Source organism: Pseudomonas sp. S3_G06, assembly GCF_054667565.1.
Window position 1 is genome coordinate 3025242 of sequence record NZ_CP162738.1, and the last position, 17454, is coordinate 3042695.

23 protein-coding genes are annotated in these 17454 nt (G+C 57.2%); 7 read left to right on the top strand and 16 right to left on the bottom strand.

Annotated features, from left to right (window positions below; translation table 11 throughout):
- Positions 1-63: 63 nt before the first annotated feature.
- From rplT to thrS, 4 genes are read right to left on the bottom strand one after another with little or no spacing between them, the layout of a single operon-like run.
- Entirely contained in the window at positions 64-420 is a 357-nt protein-coding gene (gene rplT, locus AB4N47_RS13560; RefSeq protein WP_002553161.1) for a 50S ribosomal protein L20, read from the bottom strand.
- A gap of 27 nt (positions 421-447) precedes the next feature.
- The gene (gene rpmI, locus AB4N47_RS13565; RefSeq protein ID WP_002553160.1) at positions 448-642 is read right to left on the bottom strand and encodes a 50S ribosomal protein L35; all 195 of its coding nucleotides are present in this window, start codon (positions 640-642) and stop codon (positions 448-450) included.
- Positions 643-702: 60 nt separating this feature from the next.
- A complete protein-coding gene (infC, locus tag AB4N47_RS13570; protein ID WP_169432615.1) occupies positions 703-1254 on the bottom strand; it encodes a translation initiation factor IF-3 in 552 nt (183 codons plus the stop codon).
- Complete coding sequence (gene thrS, locus AB4N47_RS13575; protein ID WP_460154251.1) at positions 1254-3176, bottom strand: threonine--tRNA ligase; 1923 nt, start codon at positions 3174-3176, stop codon at positions 1254-1256. The genes infC and thrS overlap by 1 nt, the downstream gene beginning before the upstream one ends.
- 370 nt (positions 3177-3546) lie before the next feature.
- On the opposite strand from thrS, the gene AB4N47_RS13580 reads away from it, so the two are divergent.
- Together AB4N47_RS13580 and AB4N47_RS13585 are read left to right on the top strand one after the other, a co-directional pair.
- The gene (locus AB4N47_RS13580) at positions 3547-3849 is read left to right on the top strand and encodes a hypothetical protein (protein WP_016774048.1); all 303 of its coding nucleotides are present in this window, start codon (positions 3547-3549) and stop codon (positions 3847-3849) included.
- 290 nt (positions 3850-4139) lie between these two features.
- On the top strand, positions 4140-4352 hold the full coding sequence (locus AB4N47_RS13585; protein WP_003179963.1) for a cold-shock protein: 213 nt from the start codon (positions 4140-4142) through the stop codon (positions 4350-4352).
- A 65-nt stretch (positions 4353-4417) separates the two neighbouring features.
- Here AB4N47_RS13585 and AB4N47_RS13590 read toward each other — a convergent pair whose 3' ends face one another.
- On the bottom strand, positions 4418-4735 hold the full coding sequence (locus AB4N47_RS13590) for an I78 family peptidase inhibitor (protein ID WP_016774047.1): 318 nt from the start codon (positions 4733-4735) through the stop codon (positions 4418-4420).
- 166 nt (positions 4736-4901) lie between these two features.
- Positions 4902-5204, bottom strand: coding sequence for a hypothetical protein (locus AB4N47_RS13595; protein WP_016774046.1), 303 nt, complete (start codon positions 5202-5204; stop codon positions 4902-4904).
- A gap of 130 nt (positions 5205-5334) precedes the next feature.
- On the opposite strand from AB4N47_RS13595, the gene AB4N47_RS13600 reads away from it, so the two are divergent.
- Positions 5335-5535: a hypothetical protein gene (locus AB4N47_RS13600; RefSeq protein WP_016774045.1), complete on the top strand. Its 201-nt coding sequence runs from the start codon at positions 5335-5337 to the stop codon at positions 5533-5535.
- A gap of 34 nt (positions 5536-5569) precedes the next feature.
- Here AB4N47_RS13600 and AB4N47_RS13605 read toward each other — a convergent pair whose 3' ends face one another.
- From AB4N47_RS13605 to AB4N47_RS13640, 8 genes are all read right to left on the bottom strand, one after another.
- Complete coding sequence (locus AB4N47_RS13605) at positions 5570-6598, bottom strand: nucleoside hydrolase (protein ID WP_341637923.1); 1029 nt, start codon at positions 6596-6598, stop codon at positions 5570-5572.
- 31 nt (positions 6599-6629) lie between these two features.
- Positions 6630-7034, bottom strand: coding sequence for a D-ribose pyranase (rbsD, locus tag AB4N47_RS13610; protein ID WP_341637924.1), 405 nt, complete (start codon positions 7032-7034; stop codon positions 6630-6632).
- Positions 7031-7948, bottom strand: coding sequence for a ribokinase (gene rbsK, locus AB4N47_RS13615; protein WP_341637925.1), 918 nt, complete (start codon positions 7946-7948; stop codon positions 7031-7033). The genes rbsD and rbsK overlap by 4 nt, the downstream gene beginning before the upstream one ends.
- A 24-nt stretch (positions 7949-7972) precedes the next feature.
- Positions 7973-8992 carry a LacI family DNA-binding transcriptional regulator gene (locus AB4N47_RS13620; protein WP_016774041.1) on the bottom strand — a complete coding sequence of 340 codons (1020 nt, stop codon included), beginning with the start codon at positions 8990-8992 and terminating at the stop codon, positions 7973-7975.
- A gap of 3 nt (positions 8993-8995) precedes the next feature.
- Positions 8996-9973 (bottom strand): ABC transporter permease, encoded by a 978-nt coding sequence (locus AB4N47_RS13625; protein ID WP_016774040.1) that lies wholly within the window; start codon positions 9971-9973, stop codon positions 8996-8998.
- Positions 9970-11523, bottom strand: a complete 1554-nt coding sequence (locus AB4N47_RS13630) for a sugar ABC transporter ATP-binding protein (RefSeq protein ID WP_122610295.1) — start codon at positions 11521-11523, stop codon at positions 9970-9972. Before AB4N47_RS13630 ends, AB4N47_RS13625 begins: the two co-directional genes overlap by 4 nt.
- Before the next feature lie 55 nt (positions 11524-11578).
- A complete protein-coding gene (locus AB4N47_RS13635; RefSeq protein WP_341637927.1) occupies positions 11579-12535 on the bottom strand; it encodes a sugar ABC transporter substrate-binding protein in 957 nt (318 codons plus the stop codon).
- 198 nt (positions 12536-12733) lie between these two features.
- Positions 12734-13183 (bottom strand): hypothetical protein, encoded by a 450-nt coding sequence (locus AB4N47_RS13640; RefSeq protein WP_341638025.1) that lies wholly within the window; start codon positions 13181-13183, stop codon positions 12734-12736.
- A 336-nt stretch (positions 13184-13519) separates the two neighbouring features.
- On the opposite strand from AB4N47_RS13640, the gene AB4N47_RS13645 reads away from it, so the two are divergent.
- The 3 genes from AB4N47_RS13645 (at position 13520) to AB4N47_RS13655 (ending at position 15769) form a co-directional block, all read left to right on the top strand.
- Positions 13520-14608, top strand: coding sequence for an asparaginase (locus AB4N47_RS13645; protein WP_341637928.1), 1089 nt, complete (start codon positions 13520-13522; stop codon positions 14606-14608).
- Positions 14609-14805: 197 nt separating this feature from the next.
- Positions 14806-15075 carry a DUF1654 domain-containing protein gene (locus AB4N47_RS13650; RefSeq protein WP_016774035.1) on the top strand — a complete coding sequence of 90 codons (270 nt, stop codon included), beginning with the start codon at positions 14806-14808 and terminating at the stop codon, positions 15073-15075.
- 4 nt (positions 15076-15079) lie between these two features.
- Positions 15080-15769 (top strand): endonuclease, encoded by a 690-nt coding sequence (locus AB4N47_RS13655; protein WP_016774034.1) that lies wholly within the window; start codon positions 15080-15082, stop codon positions 15767-15769.
- 83 nt (positions 15770-15852) lie between these two features.
- On the opposite strand, the gene AB4N47_RS13660 is transcribed toward AB4N47_RS13655, so the two are convergent.
- Positions 15853-16218, bottom strand: coding sequence for an SPOR domain-containing protein (locus AB4N47_RS13660; RefSeq protein ID WP_024012401.1), 366 nt, complete (start codon positions 16216-16218; stop codon positions 15853-15855).
- A gap of 250 nt (positions 16219-16468) precedes the next feature.
- On the opposite strand from AB4N47_RS13660, the gene csrA reads away from it, so the two are divergent.
- Positions 16469-16663, top strand: coding sequence for a carbon storage regulator CsrA (csrA, locus tag AB4N47_RS13665; protein WP_003179932.1), 195 nt, complete (start codon positions 16469-16471; stop codon positions 16661-16663).
- Positions 16664-16883: 220 nt separating this feature from the next.
- Here csrA and AB4N47_RS13670 read toward each other — a convergent pair whose 3' ends face one another.
- Positions 16884-17339, bottom strand: a complete 456-nt coding sequence (locus tag AB4N47_RS13670; RefSeq protein ID WP_341637929.1) for a DUF2214 family protein — start codon at positions 17337-17339, stop codon at positions 16884-16886.
- Positions 17340-17454: the final 115 nt, after the last annotated feature.

Below are 17454 nucleotides of genomic sequence, written 5' to 3' on the forward strand. Positions count from 1 at the left end.
CCCTATTTATGACGTTTAACACCTGACCCCACAGAGGTGAGGCCGGGTGACTGTCGGGGGTACTTAAGCCAAGGTGGCTTTAGCTTTCTCGACAATCGCAGCAAACGCCGCTTTTTCGTTCACTGCCAGATCAGCCAGAACCTTGCGGTCGATCTCGATGGACGCTTTTTTCAGGCCAGCGATGAAACGGCTGTAGGACAGACCGTTAACACGAGCACCAGCGTTGATACGAGCGATCCACAGAGCGCGGAACTGACGTTTTTTCTGACGACGGTCACGGTAGGCGTACTGGCCTGCCTTGATTACCGCTTGCTTGGCAACACGGAATACGCGGGAGCGTGCGCCGTAGTAGCCTTTAGCAAGTTTCAGAATTTTTTTGTGACGCTTACGGGCAATGACGCCACGCTTTACACGAGCCATGAGTTACTTCCTCTATTCTTGACTAAATTAACGAAGGCGCAGCATGCGCTCGACTTTTGCCACGTCAGACGGATGCAGCAAGCTGCTACCGCGCAGTTGACGCTTACGCTTGGTCGACATTTTAGTCAGGATGTGGCTCTTGAAAGCGTGCTTGTGCTTGATGCCGTTAGCAGTTTTCAGAAACCGCTTGGCAGCACCACTTTTGGTTTTCATTTTTGGCATGTTCGGATACTCCGCATTCAGTTGATAAACATAATCAGAAGGCCTGCCGTGCCCTGTTGATTACTTCTTCTTTTTCGGGGCGATGACCATGATCAGCTGGCGTCCTTCCATCTTAGGATGCTGTTCGACCGAACCGTACTCGAGCAGGTCTTGTTCAACCCGCTTGAGGAGTTCCATCCCCAGCTCCTGGTGGGCCATCTCACGGCCGCGGAATCGCAAGGATACCTTGGCCCTGTCCCCGTCACTCAGGAAACGTACCAGGTTGCGCAGTTTTACCTGGTAATCCCCTTCCTCCGTCCCTGGACGAAACTTGATTTCTTTAACCTGAATCTGCTTCTGGTTTTTCTTCGCCGCGGCAATCTGCTTCTTCTTCTCGAAGATCGATTTGCCGTAGTCCATCACCCGGCAAACAGGCGGGACTGCATCTGCGGAAATTTCCACCAGATCAAGCTTTGCTTCTTCAGCGATACGAAGCGCTTCATCAATCGAGACGATGCCAATCTGCTCGCCATCAGCGCCAATTAACCGAACCTCGCGTGCCGAGATATTCTCGTTGATCGGGGCTTTCGGTGCAGCTCGTTTATCTTGTCTCATTTCACGCTTAATAATAATTACTCCGAATCTGGGCGACCACGCCGGGAAACCGCTTGCGCGAGAAACTCAGCGAACTGGGCGACGGGCATCGAGCCCAGGTCAGCACCTTCACGAGTACGCACAGCGACAGTCTGCATCTCGACTTCCTTATCTCCGATAACCAAAAGATAGGGAACCTTGAGCAAAGTATGCTCGCGGATTTTAAAGCCGATCTTTTCATTTCTCAAGTCGGACTTGGCACGAAATCCGCTTTCGTTGAGAGTTTTTTCAACCTCTGCAACAAAATCTGCCTGTTTATCAGTGATATTCATGATCACCGCCTGGGTTGGCGCGAGCCACGCAGGGAAAGCACCTTCGTAGTGCTCGATCAGAATCCCGACGAAACGCTCGAACGAACCGAGGATCGCGCGGTGCAACATCACCGGGTGTTTGCGGCTGTTGTCTTCGGAGACGTATTCAGCGCCCAAACGGACAGGCAGGTTAAAATCGAGCTGCAAGGTACCACACTGCCAGACGCGACCGAGACAATCTTTCAGCGAGAACTCGATCTTCGGCCCGTAGAAAGCACCCTCGCCCGGCTGCAGATCGTACGGCAGGCCAGCAGAATCAAGGGCTGCAGCCAATGCTGCTTCAGCGCGATCCCACAGCTCATCGGAGCCGACACGTTTTTCCGGACGAGTGGACAGCTTCATCTCGACTTCGGTAAAGCCGAAATCGCGATAGACGTCCATGGTCAGCTTGATGAACGCAGCGGACTCGGCCTGCATCTGCTCTTCGGTGCAGAAGATGTGCGCGTCGTCCTGAGTGAACGCTCGCACGCGCATGATGCCGTGCAACGCACCCGACGGCTCGTTACGGTGGCAGGCACCGAACTCGGCCAGACGCATCGGCAACTCACGGTAGCTTTTCAGGCCCTGATTGAACACCTGCACGTGGCACGGGCAGTTCATCGGCTTGATGGCGTAGTCGCGGTTTTCCGACTGAGTGGTGAACATGTTGTCGGCATAGTTGGCCCAGTGCCCGGATTTCTCCCACAGGCTGCGGTCGACGACTTGAGGAGTCTTGATCTCAAGGTAGCCGTTGTCGCGCTGGATCTTGCGCATGTACTGCTCGAGGACCTGGTACAGAGTCCAGCCGTTCGGGTGCCAGAACACCATGCCCGGCGACTCTTCCTGAGTGTGGAACAGGCCCAGGCGCTTGCCGATCTTGCGGTGATCGCGCTTTTCAGCTTCTTCGATGCGCTGGATGTACACCGCCAGCTGCTTCTTGTCAGCCCAGGCGGTGCCGTAAACGCGCTGCAACTGCTCGTTCTTGGCGTCGCCGCGCCAGTAGGCGCCCGAAAGCTTGGTCAGCTTGAAGGATTTCAGGAAACGCGTGTTCGGCACGTGCGGACCGCGGCACATGTCGACGTATTCTTCGTGATAATACAGACCCATCGCCTGTTCGTTCGGCATGTCTTCGACCAGACGCAGCTTGTAGTCTTCGCCACGGGCCTTGAACACTTCGATCACTTCGGCGCGCGGAGTGACTTTCTTGATGACGTCGTAATCCTTCTCGATCAGCTGCTGCATGCGCTGTTCGATGGCCGCCATGTCTTCCGGCGTAAAAGGACGCTCGTAGGCGATGTCATAATAGAAGCCTTCGTCGATGACCGGGCCGATTACCATCTTCGCGGTCGGGTACAGCTGTTTGACCGCGTGGCCAACCAGGTGCGCGCAAGAGTGGCGAATGATCTCCAGCCCCTCTTCATCCTTTGGCGTAATGATTTGCAGGGTCGCGTCGCTGCTGATGATGTCGCTGGCGTCGACCAGTTGTCCATTGACCTTGCCGGCGAGCGTGGCCTTGGCCAGACCCGCACCAATGGATGCGGCGACCTCTGCTACGGAAACCGGGTGATCGAATGAACGTTGACTGCCGTCGGGAAGAGTAATAGTTGGCATGGCGCCTCCTCTCCTAGTGGTGACCCCTACCAAAGGTCACGTGGGTTGGGATGAGCCAGTACAAGATCCGATCCAGGCCATTCAATGACGAACGCCTGCCTTACAGCGGCAGGAGCCTTGCGGCCAACCGGAAAACCGAACCAGAGTGACTGGGATTCAAATCGGAAAAATTCGCACGCCGACCGCTTCGGGACTGAAGGTCATCCGAAGCCTGAGAACGCTTGAGCCCGGCATGCTAGCACAGATGAGCGGTCGCTCACGCCCTGATTTGGCAGAAGGCGAAATGTCCGATTTTATGCCAGAGTGCTGAACTTGATCGGCCTTTGCGCCCTCAGATAACAAGACATTGACCCACAAGGAGCATCCTCGCATGCGTCTGAAAAGCTTATTCGCCGTCGTCGCCCCCGTCGTCCTGCTGCTGCCACTGAGCGCCCATGCCGACTGGCCGAAAGGCGAGCGCGAAAAGTACATGGCCCAGTGCACTCAGGCTGCGACCCAGCAAATCGGTGCTGCAGCGGCGAAATCACACTGCGCTTGCGGAGCTGACGCCATCAAGTCCTATCCGGCCAGCGACATTCAGGCGCTGATGGACAACAAGGCGACTCCTGAATTGCAACAGAAAGCCCTTGGCCAGATCGCCAAATGCAAGGCAAATACCGCCCCGAAAAAATAAGAAAACCGGGTATTAATATCGGCTGAAAGGCGGAAAAAAGTGCTGGAAATGAGCCTTTTCAGACGATTTATGCAGGTTTTACAGGTTTTTTTATCGTCTTTACGTTTCGCTGAAAGCCTTTCAAACCGGGGCTTTCAGCAGAAACGGGTGGTAAAGAAAACACGACTGATTGGCAAACAGCACGTCCGGGGGGCTCCCAAAGCGAACATTTCGACTATGATACCCGGGTGTGCCCAGTTGGCCTGAGCAGCACAGTACTACTGAAAATATATGTTTCTTGGAGATACACCATGTCTAATCGCCAAACCGGCACCGTTAAATGGTTCAACGATGAAAAAGGCTTCGGCTTCATCACTCCTCAAGGTGGCGGTGACGACCTGTTCGTACACTTCAAAGCTATCGAATCCGACGGTTTCAAAAGCCTGAAAGAAGGCCAGACCGTCTCTTTCGTGGCTGAGAAAGGCCAAAAGGGTATGCAAGCTGCACAGGTTCGCCCAGAGTAATTTCTCGGCGCACTAAAAAAACCCCGTCCTGGTGACGGGGTTTTTTATGCCTGACACAAAAGGACTCAGCCGCAGTTGACGCGAGTAACTACCAGGTTGTTGTCGGTGTTCAGGTTCAGGCGATCGGAGCGGTATTCCAGGGTGATCATGTCGTTTGGCTTGAGGAAGCGCGCATTTTGCGCCCCAGCCTTGGCACGTGCCTGATCCAGCAATTCAGGGGATGCCTTCTTGCCGATGGCGAATTGCGCTGCCGATGCTTCGCAGCGGCTGTTCCCCGATTCAGCAGCCACGGGTTCCTTTGCCGACTCGCTGGAGGTTGTGCTGCAACCAGCCAACAGCGCAGCGGCCATCAGTGCACCCAGTGTCGCGAACTTCAAAGGCATGAAGCCTCCTTGTTTTCAAATGTTTAAGCAGAGATCGTGCGACCGCCAATGCGGCGTTTGGTTTCAAGGCTCAAGCCATGCCCTGCCCCACGAGCGGAAAAATGCCGAGTTTGCCTGAGCTGCGCGCGGCGACTCAGCAAACAATCGTGACTGAATATTAACGACCTCAATAAACGTCGATGTAGTCATACGGCGGATTCGGCCAGTTGTCCTTGAGCGCGTTGAAAATCTGCATCACCCAGACTTCATCACTGGCTGCGACGTTCCCCACATAGCCGGAGCCCTTTGCCCAGGTTTCCAGGCGAAACAGCAGACCGTCGATATCCTGCCCACCGGTCACGGTGGACAGATAGGCGATGCCGTCTTTGGTCACGCGCAATTGGTTGTGTACGTCGTCACTGGCTGAGGCGAGCAATTGGCGCACTGCATCGAGTGTGAGGCCGTCAGGGCTATTCAGATCGATCTGCACAACAGGGTCCTTGGTAAGCCGGAAAAGACCAAGTGTCGCATAGCGCTCCGCTCATGCCTAAGTCGCAGTGCCAAACGCCGCGCAAAATGGTTAACTCGAAAAACAGACATCCTGACCTTTCGAGCCTCCCATGACCAGTGTAAGCATCGACGCCGCCATCAACGCCAAATGGGCCGAAGGACACAGCTCTTACAGCCCCGGCACGACGGAAGAACTGGCGCTGATCGGCATCGATCTACTGGTCAAGGAGTTGGGGATAGAAGCGGCGCAGCATTTTATCAACCAGGTATTCGAACGCTATCCGATCGGCCAGGCCGAACAGCCGCAGTGAAAACCCGCAGGCAAACTGCCTGCGGGTCGACGACTTATTTCAGGCGTTTCAGGCGCTCGGTCAGCAGATCAAAGAACCCCTGGGCGTCGCCATTTTCGACCCAGAACGCATTCTTCGGTGCTTTCAAACCGTCGTACCAGTCAACGATGGTCTGGCCGAATGTCGGTCCTTCACGGCTATCCACCACGACGTTGACCGCCCGACCGGTAAACAACTCGGGCTTGAGCAGGTATGCCACAACGGTGGCGTCATGCACCGGACCGCCGGGAATGCCGTAGTGCTCCATATCGCCCTTGATGTATTCATTGAGAATGTCACCGACAATCTTGCTCGCATTGTTTTTCAGCGCGGCGATCTGCTTCAGGCGCGCGTCACTGGTCAAGATCTTGTGGGTCACGTCCAGCGGCAGATAGGTGAGTTTCACCCCGCTCTTGAGCACCACCTCGGCAGCCTGCGGATCAGCGAACAGGTTGAATTCAGCCACAGGGGTGATGTTGCCACCGTTGAAATGCGCCCCGCCCATGATCACCACTTCCTTGATGCCCTGAACGATCTCCGGCTCCTGGATCAACGCCAGAGCCAAGTTGGTCTGCGGGCCGAGCATGGCGATGGTGATGCTGTGCGGTTTGGCCGATTTAAGAGTGTCGATCAGATAATTGACCGCATTTCCTTTCGCCAGGCCTTTCTTTGGCTCGTGAACCGTCACGCCCGACAAGCCTTCCTTGCCATGAATATTCTCAGCGTAGATCGGTGTGCGCATCAGTGGCTTCGGTGCGCCAGCGTAAACCGGCACGTCTTCGCGCCCTGCCCATTCGCGAGCGAGTCGCGCGTTACGCGAAGTCTTGTCCAGGCGCACGTTGCCGGCCACGGTAGTCAGAGCGCGAATATTCAATTCATCCGGCGACGCCAGAGCGAACAGTAAGGCGACCACATCGTCAGCGCCCGGATCGGTGTCGATGATCAGGTCGATCTTTTCCGCCGCCTGGGCGCCGGTCGCAGTAATCACGGACAAAAGCAGCAGACCCCGAAGCAGTTGATGGAGTTTTTCAGCATAGCGTTGCATAGCGCATTCCTTGTGCAGGTGAGATCGGAAATCAGAATGTAACCCCGGCGACCAGAACGATGTTGCAGTACGGCTGACATTCTCCTGTACGAATGATCGCCCTGGCTTGTCGGCTCAGTACCTTGAACTGCTCATGGGTGAGCAGATCCCTACGGCCCAGCGCGCCCTCTTCGTTCAACGCGTCCAGATCGGCCAGCGCCGAGGGCTGCTTATCGAAGATCTCTCTGGCCAGCACATGGCTTTCTACCTGCATCTCGCTGAGTACGACTTTCAGCGTGCTGACGAAATCAGGGATGCCATGGGTCAGCGCCAGATCAATCAGCTCGACACCCGGCGGCACGGGCAAACCGGCGTCGCCGATCACGACCATGTCACCGTGGCCAAGCGAAGCGATCAGTCGCGACAGCGCGACGTTGAGTAATGGAGTCTTTTTCATGCGGGTCTGAACGCCTGTACTTCGGACATGGTTGGAATTGACGGTTGTGCACCGGCACGGGTAACCGACAGTGCAGCGGCGATCTGACCGTAGCGGATCGCCTCGGCCTCGGATTTGCCATTGGCCAGCGCTGCGGCGAAACCGCCGACAAAGGTGTCGCCTGCGGCCGTGGTATCGACCGCCTTCACGGTCGGCGCGGGGAAGTGTTCGAAGCCCTGGCCATTGGCGAACAACGAACCCTGCGCGCCCAACGTGACAATGACTTTACCGGCGCCCATGGCAATCAATTGAGTGGCAGCCGTTTCTGCCGACTGCAGCGAGTCGACAGCGAGCCCGCTCAACGCGGCGGCTTCGCTCTCGTTGGGAATCAGATAGTCAATCGCCGCGAACCAGTCTGCCGGCAAAGGACGGCTGGCCGGCGCCGGGTTGAGGATGACGGTTTTGCCCAGTTCACGTGCACGCTTGAGCGCATGCCCGACCGTCGCATCGGGAATCTCGAGCTGACAGATCACCACGTCGGCGGCCTGTAAAACCGCGTCAAAACGGTCGATCACTGCTGGCGTCATCGCGCCATTGGCACCGGCGACAATCACGATGGCGTTCTGGCTGTTGTCATCCACCACAATCAGCGCCACGCCACTGGAATCCTCTACGACACTGACAGCCTCGCAGTCGATGTGCTCGGCGAGCAAGGCATCGCGCAATCGCACACCGTAGTCGTCATTTCCGACGCAACCGACCATCGCCACCTGCGCGCCCAGACGAGCAGCGGCAACTGCTTGATTGGCGCCCTTGCCGCCCGACACAGTGGCAAAGGAATGACCGATCAGCGTTTCACCGCCGCGCGGCAGCCGTGGCGCCCGGGTGACCAGGTCCATGTTCAGGCTGCCTATTACCACTACATTTGCTGGCATACATCACTACTCATCAATTCGGTTTCAGCGATATTCGGTGAACACGCCGGACAGCGGCGCGGTCGATTCGCGCAGGACAATACTCGGGGTCACGATGCGTTGATCGGTGCCCGATTCCGGCGCAGCAATTCTGCGCAACAGCACTTCGGCGGCCATCTCGCCCAGTTGCAGGATCGACTGGCCGACCGTGGTCAACGCCGGATAGACATAACGACTCATCTGAATGTCATCGAAGCCGATCACCGACAGCTCGGCCGGCACCCGAACATTCCGTTCAGCCGCCGCACGCAGCACACCGATGCCAATCATGTCGTTGCCGGCAAAAATCGCGCTGGGTGGATTGCTCTCGAGCAGTCGGGCAGCGGCGTTGTAACCGCCGGTGCTGGTGAAGTCGCTTTCGAGCATGCGCTCTTCGCGCACCTCGATTCCCGCCTCTTGCAGCGCTCGGCAATAACCGGCCTGACGCATTTGCGCCACGCTGGTACTGGCCGGACCGCCGATGGTGGCGATGTCGCGATGCCCCAACTCGAGCAGGTGACGGGTTGCCAGATAAGCGCCGTATTCGTGGTCGATGCGCACCAGATCGGCATTTACACCTTCCAGGCCCCGGTCGACGATGACCATCGGCGTCTTCACGCCCGCCAGCCCTTGCGCCAGACCACTGTCACCGCCGGCGGAGGCGACGATCAAACCGTCGATGCGCTTTTCCAGCAACACACGCAAATAGCTGCGCTGCTTGTCCGGGTTGTCGTCGGAGTTACAGAGGATCACGCAATAGCCGTTGCGCTCGCAGTAATCCTCGATTCCGCGCGCCAGTTCAGCGAAGTACGGGTTGAGGCTGTTAGGCACCAGCAGGCCGATGGTCGCCGTGGTTTTGGCTTTCAGCGAGCGCGCCACGGCACTGGGCACGTAGTCGAGGCTCTTGATCGCCGCCTCGACTTTGCGCCGCACTTCCTGACTGACCGGGCGGGTGTTGTTCACCACGTGCGACACGGTCGTGTAGGAAATGCCCGCGAGCGCCGCTACATCCTTGATCGTTGCCATGGTTCAGCCCCGGCGACTGGCGCGTTGACTGCGATAGGTGTCGAGCACCACAGCGATAACGATTACCGCGCCGGTGATGATGCGCTTGGTCGGCTCCGTCGCACCAATCTGCGCGAGACCGGCCGCGAGCACGGAAATGATCAACACACCAAAGAAAGTGCTGATCACCGAACCGCGCCCGCCCATCAGGCTGGTGCCGCCGATTACCACCGCTGCGATCACTTGCAGTTCCAGGCCCGAACCTGCGTTCGGGTCAGCCGCCTCCAGACGCGAAATCTGAAACAGAGCGGCAATGCCCGCCAGCAGGCCCATAAGGCTGAACACCAGAATTTTGTAGGGCTTGGGATTGATCCCGGCCAGCCGCACGGCTTCTTCGTTGGTGCCGATGCCGATCAGGTAGCGGCCGAAAACCGTGCGGGTCAAAACTGCCTGCGCGATGAAGATCACCAACAAAGCGATGATGAACGACGGGGAAATGCCGAACGCGATCGGATTCGACAGCCAGGCGAACGCATCGCCAATGTAGGCAGTGCGCGACCCGGTCATCTGATACGCCACACCGCGGGCCATTTCCAGCACGCCGAGGGAGACGATGAACGACGGAATCCGCCAGGCCACGGTGATCGAGCCAGTGATGGTCCCGGCCAGAGCCGCCACCGCCATGCCGAGCAGCGCCGCTGGCAAAACGCTCCAGCCCCAGCCGAGAATCGCAACGCTGACCGTCGATGCGGCCAACGCCAGCACCGAGCCGACGGACAAATCGATGCCGCCGATGATCAGCACAAAGGTCATGCCCACCGCCAGCACCATCAAGTCGGGAATCTGGTTGGCCAGGGTGCTGAAAGTGTTGTACGAGAGGAAATGGCTGCTCAGAACCGAGAACAGCGCAATCATCGCCAGCAAGGCACCGGCCAGGCCCAGATAAGTACCCAGGCCAAAGAAATTGCCACTACGTTTACTGGCAGAAGATGCAGTTTTCATGGGAGATCCCTAGGCGCCGCTTCATTGAGCAACGCATCACGTTTCTGGTAGCCGGCGAAAGCGGCGGCAAGCAAATCATCCTGGGTCCAGCTGTCGCGCTCGAAGGTGTCGATCAGACGTCCCGCCGAGAGCACGCCGATCCGGTCGCAGATCAGCATCAACTCACGCAAGTCACTGGACACCACGACCAATGCCTTGCCCTGGCGGGTCAACTCGCCGAGCAAACCGTAAATGTCGAACTTGGCACCGACATCGATTCCGCGAGTGGGCTCGTCGAACAGCAGCACCGAACAGTCGCGCTCCAGCCAGCGGCCGATCACGACCTTCTGCTGATTGCCGCCGGACAGTTCCGAGACCAACTGCGTCGGGCTAGAACTGCGGATACGCATGGCTTCGATCTGACGCTGCGCCAGGGAAATTTCGTCGCCGTTGTTGACGAAACCACCACTGGAGATTTCCGGCATGTTGCCCAAGGCGATGTTGGCGCTGATCGACTGACTGAGCAGCAGCCCTTCGCCCTTGCGATCCTCGGTGATCAACGCGATGCCATTGCGTACGGCATCGACTGGCGAGCGGACACTCACGACTTTGGCCGGCGAGCCGAGCGCGATGGTGCCGCTGTCGGCAGCATCGGCACCGAAGATCAGCCGCAGCAATTCCGTGCGCCCTGCCCCGATCAATCCGGAAATGCCGAAAATCTCCCCGGCACGCACTTCGAAGGAGACGTCGCGGACTTTGTCCGAACGCGTCAGGCCGTTGACCGTCAGCGCCGGAGCACCGATCTTGCGCGGCCCCATGTCGATGTGTTCGCCCAGTTCGCGACCGACCATCAAGGTGACCAGTTGCTCGCTGTTGTAGTTGGCCATCGGCTCGACGCAGACCAGATTGCCGTCACGCAGCACAGCAATACGCTGCGCCACCCGCGCCAGTTCTTCGAGACGATGAGAGATATAGATGATGGAAACGCCGCGAGCCTGCAATCGGGTGATCTGTTCGAAGAGCATTTCGACTTCGCGCGCCGTGAGCATCGCGGTCGGCTCATCGAGGATCAGCACGTGGCAATCGCCGATCAGGTTGCGCGCGATCTCGACCATCTGTTGATGACCGATACCCAACTCCCCAACCAGTGTGTCCGGGTCGATCGCATCGAGGCCGACTTGCGCCATGGCTTCGATCGCCGCCTTGCGCAACTGCTTGCGGCTGATCCAACCCGCGCTGCTCGGCAGATTATCCAGAAACAGGTTTTCCGCCACCGACAGCGTCGGCAACAGATTGAGTTCTTGCATGACCATGCGCACGCCAAGCTCTTCAGCCTGGGTACGGCTGCCCGGACGATAGTCCTTGCCGTGGAATTGCATCTGGCCGGTGGTCGGCGTGACCAGACCACCAATGATCTTCGACAGGGTACTTTTGCCGGCACCGTTTTCGCCGGTCAGCGCCAGTACTTCACCGCGCATCAGCGTCAGATCGATGCCGGTGAGCACCGGTTGCGCATAGGTCTTGCCGATACCGCTGACCGAGAGGACAGCGTTCGGGGCGGAAACTGACATAGAAATCTCCATGCGCTCGCCCGGACGGACGAGCGCCGTTGTGTCGCCAGATGACTTACTGGGTGACCAGTTCGACCGGTGTTTCGATCACGCCGTTGGCACCGCTGTCGACTTTCTCGCCTTTGATGATCTTCAGTGCGGTTTCGATGCCGAACACGGCCTGCTTGGCTGCAAACTGGTCAGCAGTGGCCAGCACGCGGCCGTCCTTGAGCATTGGCTTGATCGCATTGATGTTGTCGTAACCGACGACTTTTACCTGCCCTGCCTTGCCAGCGGCACGGACTGCGGAAACGGCGCCGACCGCCATGCTGTCGTTACCGGCCAGCAGTGCTTTGACATCGGGGTATTCACTGAGGATCGAAGCGGCAACCTTGTTGCCCTTGTCGATTTCCCAGTCACCGGACTGCAGCGAGACCACTTTGATCTGCGCGGCTTCCATCGCGTCCTTGAAACCGGCCGTGCGCGCCTGCGCGTTGGTGGTGGTGGACACGCCTTCGATGATGCCGACCTCGTCGCCCGCCTTCAGTTGCTTGGCCAGATATTCGCCAACCAGACGTGCACCTTTGCGGTTGTCCGGACCTACGAACGGCACGTCGATGTTCTTGCTTTTGACCACGGCGGGATCGAGCTGGTTGTCGATGTTGATCACCGTGATACCGGCGTCTACGGCCTTCTTGATCACCGGCACCATGGCCTTGGAGTCAGAAGGCGCGATCACCAGTGCATTCACCTTGGCCAGGATCATTTGTTCGACGATGCGAGTCTGGCCGGCGGTATCGGTTTCGTCTTTGATACCGTTGGAGATCAGATCGAAATCGGCGGAGTGCTCTTTCTGGTAGGCTTTGGCGCCGTCTTCCATGGTCAGGAAGAATTCGTTGGCCAAGGATTTCATGACCAGCGCGACTTTGGGTTTTTCTGCGGATTCGGCGAAAGCCGAGGAGACAGGTAGTGCGGCGGCTGTGGCAGCCAGCATAGCGACAGCAAGAAGACGTGCGGCGAATGGCAGCTTCATGGGTTCACTCCGATCTTATGATTATTGTGAGCAACGTTTGCGCTGACGTAAGCTACGTCACGGCTCCGGGAGGAAATGTCCTTCCAAGCCGCGCAAACGTTTGCGTAGACCGAACTATGAGAATCCCGCCGACATTTGTCAACAATCAGAAATCGTCTTTTGTTGTAGGCCGAATCGCTGAATTGGCAATTTGTCGCTTCAGGCAGTCGTATTGACCAAGCCGCCGCTGGTAGCGCTTTTCGACATCTCCTTGACCAACGCACCCGCCACTTCTGCCAGTGCGGCGCTGGTTTGCGCGATCTGGCCCTGAATCGACATCACAGCCTGGGATTTCGCTTCGGGAGTCGGATAGCTTGCAGCCTGAGCCGCAGCCAGTTGCTGTTGCTGCTCCTGAAGTTGCTTTTGCAATTCCTTCATCCGCTTGAGCAGTGTCTTGACGGTGATGCTGAGATTGCTGTCAGCCTCGGTTTCACTGTTTTCCTGCACAGGACCACCACCAGTTCTGACCTGATTCTTTTCAGTCTTCTCGGTACCCAGCGCCTGCGCCGAAGCCTCATTGGTCGCGTCGTTCAGGGTGTTGATCGTGGCTGCAGTTTTACCGCCGATGGTGACTGCAGCGGGATTGGCAAAACCGACCGTCAGTGACATGTGAACTCCTAAGATTTGGTTTCCTTGAGGACGCATCGGCCTGGGAGCACATTTCTTTAGCAGGGATTTGTCACCCGCCTGGCTTTTCAGAGATTGCCTATCGGCGAGCCGAACAAGAATCCCGCTGTCGTTCGGAATCCCGGATGGATGGGTCCTCAACGATGCTCCAGCCACCGACAAATGTTGATGTAAATCATTGGGTTAAACATTTTCCGCCAGCACATTACGCATGGTATGAATCCCGCTCCCGTCCTTGCACCTCAAGCATTCAGATCGGCTTGGGGCGCATCTAGATGAACCTGCATCAGCACCGTCTCACGACTAGAGAGAAAAATAATGAAATCTGCTTTCAATACCTTGATTCCGGGCGCATTGGCCCTCCTGCTGCTCCTGCCTACTGCCCTTCAGGCAAAAGAAGTCGAAACCCAGACCAAACTGGCCAACGTCGTTGTTCTCGCCACCGGCGGTACCATCGCCGGCGCTGGCGCCAGTGCCGCCAACAGTGCCACTTACCAAGCAGCGAAAGTCGGTATCGAGCAACTGATTGCCGGCATTCCCGAGCTGAGCAAACTGGCTAACGTGCGTGGCGAACAAGTCATGCAGATCGCTTCGGAAAGCATCACCAACGACAACCTGCTGCAATTGGGTCGTCGCGTTTCCGAACTGGCTGACAGCAAGGACGTCGACGGCATCGTTATCACCCACGGTACCGACACCCTCGAAGAAACCGCTTACTTCCTGAACTTGGTCGAGAAGACCGACAAGCCGATCATCGTCGTCGGTTCGATGCGTCCGGGCACTGCCATGTCGGCAGACGGCATGCTCAACCTGTATAACGCCGTCGCCGTGGCGAGCAGCAAAGAAGCGCGCGGCAAAGGCGTGCTGGTGACCATGAACGACGAGATCCAGTCCGGTCGCGACGTCAGCAAAATGATCAACATCAAGACCGAAGCATTCAAAAGCGCCTGGGGTCCGCTGGGCATGGTGGTCGAAGGCAAATCCTACTGGTTCCGCCTGCCGGCCAAGCGTCATACCATGGATTCGGAATTCGACATCAAAAACATCAAGAGCCTGCCTGACGTAGAAATTGCCTACTCCTACGGCGACGTCAGCGATACCGCCTACAAGGCACTGGCGCAAGCCGGCGCCAAAGCCATCATCCACGCCGGCACTGGCAACGGTTCGGTATCCTCTCGCGTGGTTCCATCCCTGCAAGCGCTGCGCAAGGATGGCGTGCAGATCATTCGTTCATCCCACGTCAACGCCGGCGGCTTTGTCCTGCGTAACGCCGAACAGCCTGACGACAAATACGACTGGGTTGTCGCTCACGACCTGAACCCGCAGAAAGCCCGCATTCTGGCGATGGTCGCACTGACCAAGACCAACGACAGCAAAGAGCTGCAACGGATGTTCTGGGAATACTGATTGTCCTTCGCCTGATCACTCCTCGATCAGGCAATTGCGCACCACCTGCCAGCTTGGCAGGTGGTGCCCCGCTTACACCCTTCGAGCTTTTTTCCCACAAAAAACTCGACAAGCCCTACACCAAAATCGGAAACCCGCTGTCAGAGGATTTTCTTGAATTTTAAGCAGTTGCGAAATCGCTTACAGTTAAATACTGTATGCACGTACAGCTTAATAAGGATAACCTCGTGGCCACCTCTCCTGCTGCTCCTGACGCTTACGAACGCATGGGTATGCGCGTTCAGAAAATCATCAATTCCCCCACCGCACAAAAAGCCAAAGCCGCACTGATTTTTCGTTTGCCGGATGAGCCGATGGACGACTGGGAGCGCTTGCTTGAGGAAATCGACGAGAACGATAACGTCACCCTCGCCTATCGCGATGACGGTGGCGTGCAGATTTTTTGGGTTGTGCCGAAGGAAGATTGATTCAATGAGTGTCCGCTGTGTTGCTTTGCTGTTGTTGTTTTTCGCCGTGGGCGCCCAGGCTGGCGCCCCACGTACATTTTCCGAAGCCAAGAAAGCCGCGTGGAAACTTTATGCACCGCAGTCCACGGAGTTTTACTGCGGCTGCAAGTACACCGGCAACAAGGTCGACCTGAAGGCTTGCGGCTATGTGCCGCGCAAGAACGCCAAGCGTGCATCGAGAATCGAATGGGAGCACATCGTGCCGGCCTGGCAGATCGGCCATCAGCGACAGTGCTGGCAGCAAGGCGGACGCAAGAATTGCACGCGTTACGATCCTGTTTATCAAAAGGCCGAAGCTGACTTGCACAATCTGGTGCCGAGCATTGGCGAGGTCAACGGTGACCGCAGCAACTTCAGCTACGGCTGGTTGCCGGTGCAGTCCGGCCAATATGGCTCCTGCCTGACGCAGGTCGACTTCAAGGCCAAGAAGGTCATGCCCCGCCCTTCGATTCGCGGCATGATCGCCCGCACGTATTTTTATATGAGCAAACAATACGGACTGCGCCTGTCGAAGCAGGATCGGCAGTTGTACGAAGCGTGGGACAAGACCTATCCAGTGCAGGATTGGGAACGTCAGCGCAACCAGAGCGTGGCGTGCGTGATGGGGCGCGGCAACGAGTTTGTCGGCTCGGTAAATCTGAAAGCCTGCGGCTGATTGCAGCGGAAATAAAAAAGGCCTCAAGCGTTATGCTCGAGGCCTTTTTAATGTCTGTTCAGCGTGTTTTGAAGGCGCTTCGCTTATGGCGTTAGCGGATGCTCGATCACCACCGACTCGATATTTTGTTTTTTGGCTTTTACCAACGCCGCATCCACCTGCACCTTGCGCGCCTCGGCGTCAGCCTGGGAATTGAACGGACCGATCAGAATTCGTGTTTTACCGCTGCCGTCCTTGACGACCGTCGGAACGAAAGCGTGCTCAATCAACCAGCCGCTCAGGTCACTGACGGCCTGAGGAGTCTCGCCACGCACTTCCAGATCCCACTGTGGCGCGGCGGCCGCCGGCGCTGCCGCGACCTTCGTCTCAGGCTTCGGCGCATCTACATTCTTGCCTTCACCGCAGCCTGCCAATGCCAGTGCCGCTACCAGCCAAACCAATTTGCGCACAACGCTTCCCTCGGAATTCGTAAAGCGGCGATCTTATCATTCAAAAATACTTCGCGAGCCCCGCAAAATGGGCACAAAACAACGAGAATGATGATTGCAGCCTCTGTATAGTTACGCCCTGGGAATTAATGCCGCTTCTGCGCGTCAGAAAGAGGCACCCAAACCGTGAGACTTCGCACTAATCTATAGATACCACCGACCTCTGCACTGTCTGAATCAGGTGCCCTACCAAGCAATCAAGGAGAAGACCATGCTGATACTCACCCGCAAAGTCGGTGAAAGCATAAACATTGGTGATGACATCACGATCACCATCCTCGGAGTCAGCGGCCAACAAGTCCGCATCGGCATCAACGCTCCGAAAAACGTGGCAGTGCACCGTGAAGAAATTTACCAACGCATCCAGGCCGGCCTGACCGCTCCGGACAAGCCGCAAACGCCCTGAGCCACTTTGCATTACGTAGCCAGTCCTATTGCCGTCGCGCAAGACTGGCTAAAGATTCACGCGCCGTTTAGCCATCCGCATTTCACCCCCGCTGGGCACGGCGCCTGAAGCATGCTGACTCCTTTCAATTGCCCCTCCCTCCTTTCTTGCGCCGATATTACCTTTCACTCCTGGAGCTGGCTGTCGGACGTTTCCGATAGAGCACGGCGAATTTCGCCTTCTAAGCGAATATCACGCCACGCGCCATGCCTGTCGCCGCGACCATCATCAGGATCAGCAGCAGCGCTTCAACATGACTGATTCGCGCGTACAACTTCGCACGTCCGCTATCAAGCGCCACACCGCGCGAGGATGCGACGCGCCATTTGATCAGCGTGATCATCGGTGCAAGCTCCATCAGTAGTATCAGCAAGAACAGCGTCATCTTCAGATGAAACAGCGGCTGATGCAGGTAATAGCCAGAGCCTTTCTCGTAACCACCAAACGCACGCATTGCTCCGGTGATAAGCAGCGTCAAAGCTGAAAGCCCCCAAAGGTTATCCGCGAGCAGAACGCGCTTGACCTCTCCCGTGCCCGCCGAGAGTTTTCGGAAAGCTGTGCCGCGCGTCAGCGCCGCCCAGAAAGCCAAGGCAAACGCGAATAGATGAATAGCGGCAAGGACCCACTGACTCAGCATCGACGCACTCCCATATAAAGAGTTGAAAATCGGCCAGTCAGTAGTAGACGAAAAAACCGCGCCTCGCTTGGAGGTGAGGGAGGGACAAGCGCCCAAACGCCAAATCGCAGGCAAA

What these genes read in the sequence shown, in the direction of transcription:
- rplT (WP_002553161.1), bottom strand. Translation starts at nt 420, where the DNA reads ATGGCTCGTGTAAAGCGTGGCGTCATTGCCCGTAAGCGTCACAAAAAA.
- rpmI (WP_002553160.1), bottom strand. Translation starts at nt 642, where the DNA reads ATGCCAAAAATGAAAACCAAAAGTGGTGCTGCCAAGCGGTTTCTGAAA.
- thrS (WP_460154251.1), bottom strand. Translation starts at nt 3,176, where the DNA reads ATGCCAACTATTACTCTTCCCGACGGCAGTCAACGTTCATTCGATCAC.
- AB4N47_RS13580 (WP_016774048.1), top strand. Translation starts at nt 3,547, where the DNA reads ATGCGTCTGAAAAGCTTATTCGCCGTCGTCGCCCCCGTCGTCCTGCTG.
- AB4N47_RS13585 (WP_003179963.1), top strand. Translation starts at nt 4,140, where the DNA reads ATGTCTAATCGCCAAACCGGCACCGTTAAATGGTTCAACGATGAAAAA.
- AB4N47_RS13590 (WP_016774047.1), bottom strand. Translation starts at nt 4,735, where the DNA reads ATGCCTTTGAAGTTCGCGACACTGGGTGCACTGATGGCCGCTGCGCTG.
- AB4N47_RS13600 (WP_016774045.1), top strand. Translation starts at nt 5,335, where the DNA reads ATGACCAGTGTAAGCATCGACGCCGCCATCAACGCCAAATGGGCCGAA.
- AB4N47_RS13605 (WP_341637923.1), bottom strand. Translation starts at nt 6,598, where the DNA reads ATGCAACGCTATGCTGAAAAACTCCATCAACTGCTTCGGGGTCTGCTG.
- rbsD (WP_341637924.1), bottom strand. Translation starts at nt 7,034, where the DNA reads ATGAAAAAGACTCCATTACTCAACGTCGCGCTGTCGCGACTGATCGCT.
- rbsK (WP_341637925.1), bottom strand. Translation starts at nt 7,948, where the DNA reads ATGCCAGCAAATGTAGTGGTAATAGGCAGCCTGAACATGGACCTGGTC.
- AB4N47_RS13620 (WP_016774041.1), bottom strand. Translation starts at nt 8,992, where the DNA reads ATGGCAACGATCAAGGATGTAGCGGCGCTCGCGGGCATTTCCTACACG.
- AB4N47_RS13625 (WP_016774040.1), bottom strand. Translation starts at nt 9,973, where the DNA reads ATGAAAACTGCATCTTCTGCCAGTAAACGTAGTGGCAATTTCTTTGGC.
- AB4N47_RS13630 (WP_122610295.1), bottom strand. Translation starts at nt 11,523, where the DNA reads ATGTCAGTTTCCGCCCCGAACGCTGTCCTCTCGGTCAGCGGTATCGGC.
- AB4N47_RS13635 (WP_341637927.1), bottom strand. Translation starts at nt 12,535, where the DNA reads ATGAAGCTGCCATTCGCCGCACGTCTTCTTGCTGTCGCTATGCTGGCT.
- AB4N47_RS13640 (WP_341638025.1), bottom strand. Translation starts at nt 13,183, where the DNA reads ATGTCACTGACGGTCGGTTTTGCCAATCCCGCTGCAGTCACCATCGGC.
- AB4N47_RS13645 (WP_341637928.1), top strand. Translation starts at nt 13,520, where the DNA reads ATGAAATCTGCTTTCAATACCTTGATTCCGGGCGCATTGGCCCTCCTG.
- AB4N47_RS13650 (WP_016774035.1), top strand. Translation starts at nt 14,806, where the DNA reads ATGCACGTACAGCTTAATAAGGATAACCTCGTGGCCACCTCTCCTGCT.
- AB4N47_RS13655 (WP_016774034.1), top strand. Translation starts at nt 15,080, where the DNA reads ATGAGTGTCCGCTGTGTTGCTTTGCTGTTGTTGTTTTTCGCCGTGGGC.
- csrA (WP_003179932.1), top strand. Translation starts at nt 16,469, where the DNA reads ATGCTGATACTCACCCGCAAAGTCGGTGAAAGCATAAACATTGGTGAT.
- AB4N47_RS13670 (WP_341637929.1), bottom strand. Translation starts at nt 17,339, where the DNA reads ATGCTGAGTCAGTGGGTCCTTGCCGCTATTCATCTATTCGCGTTTGCC.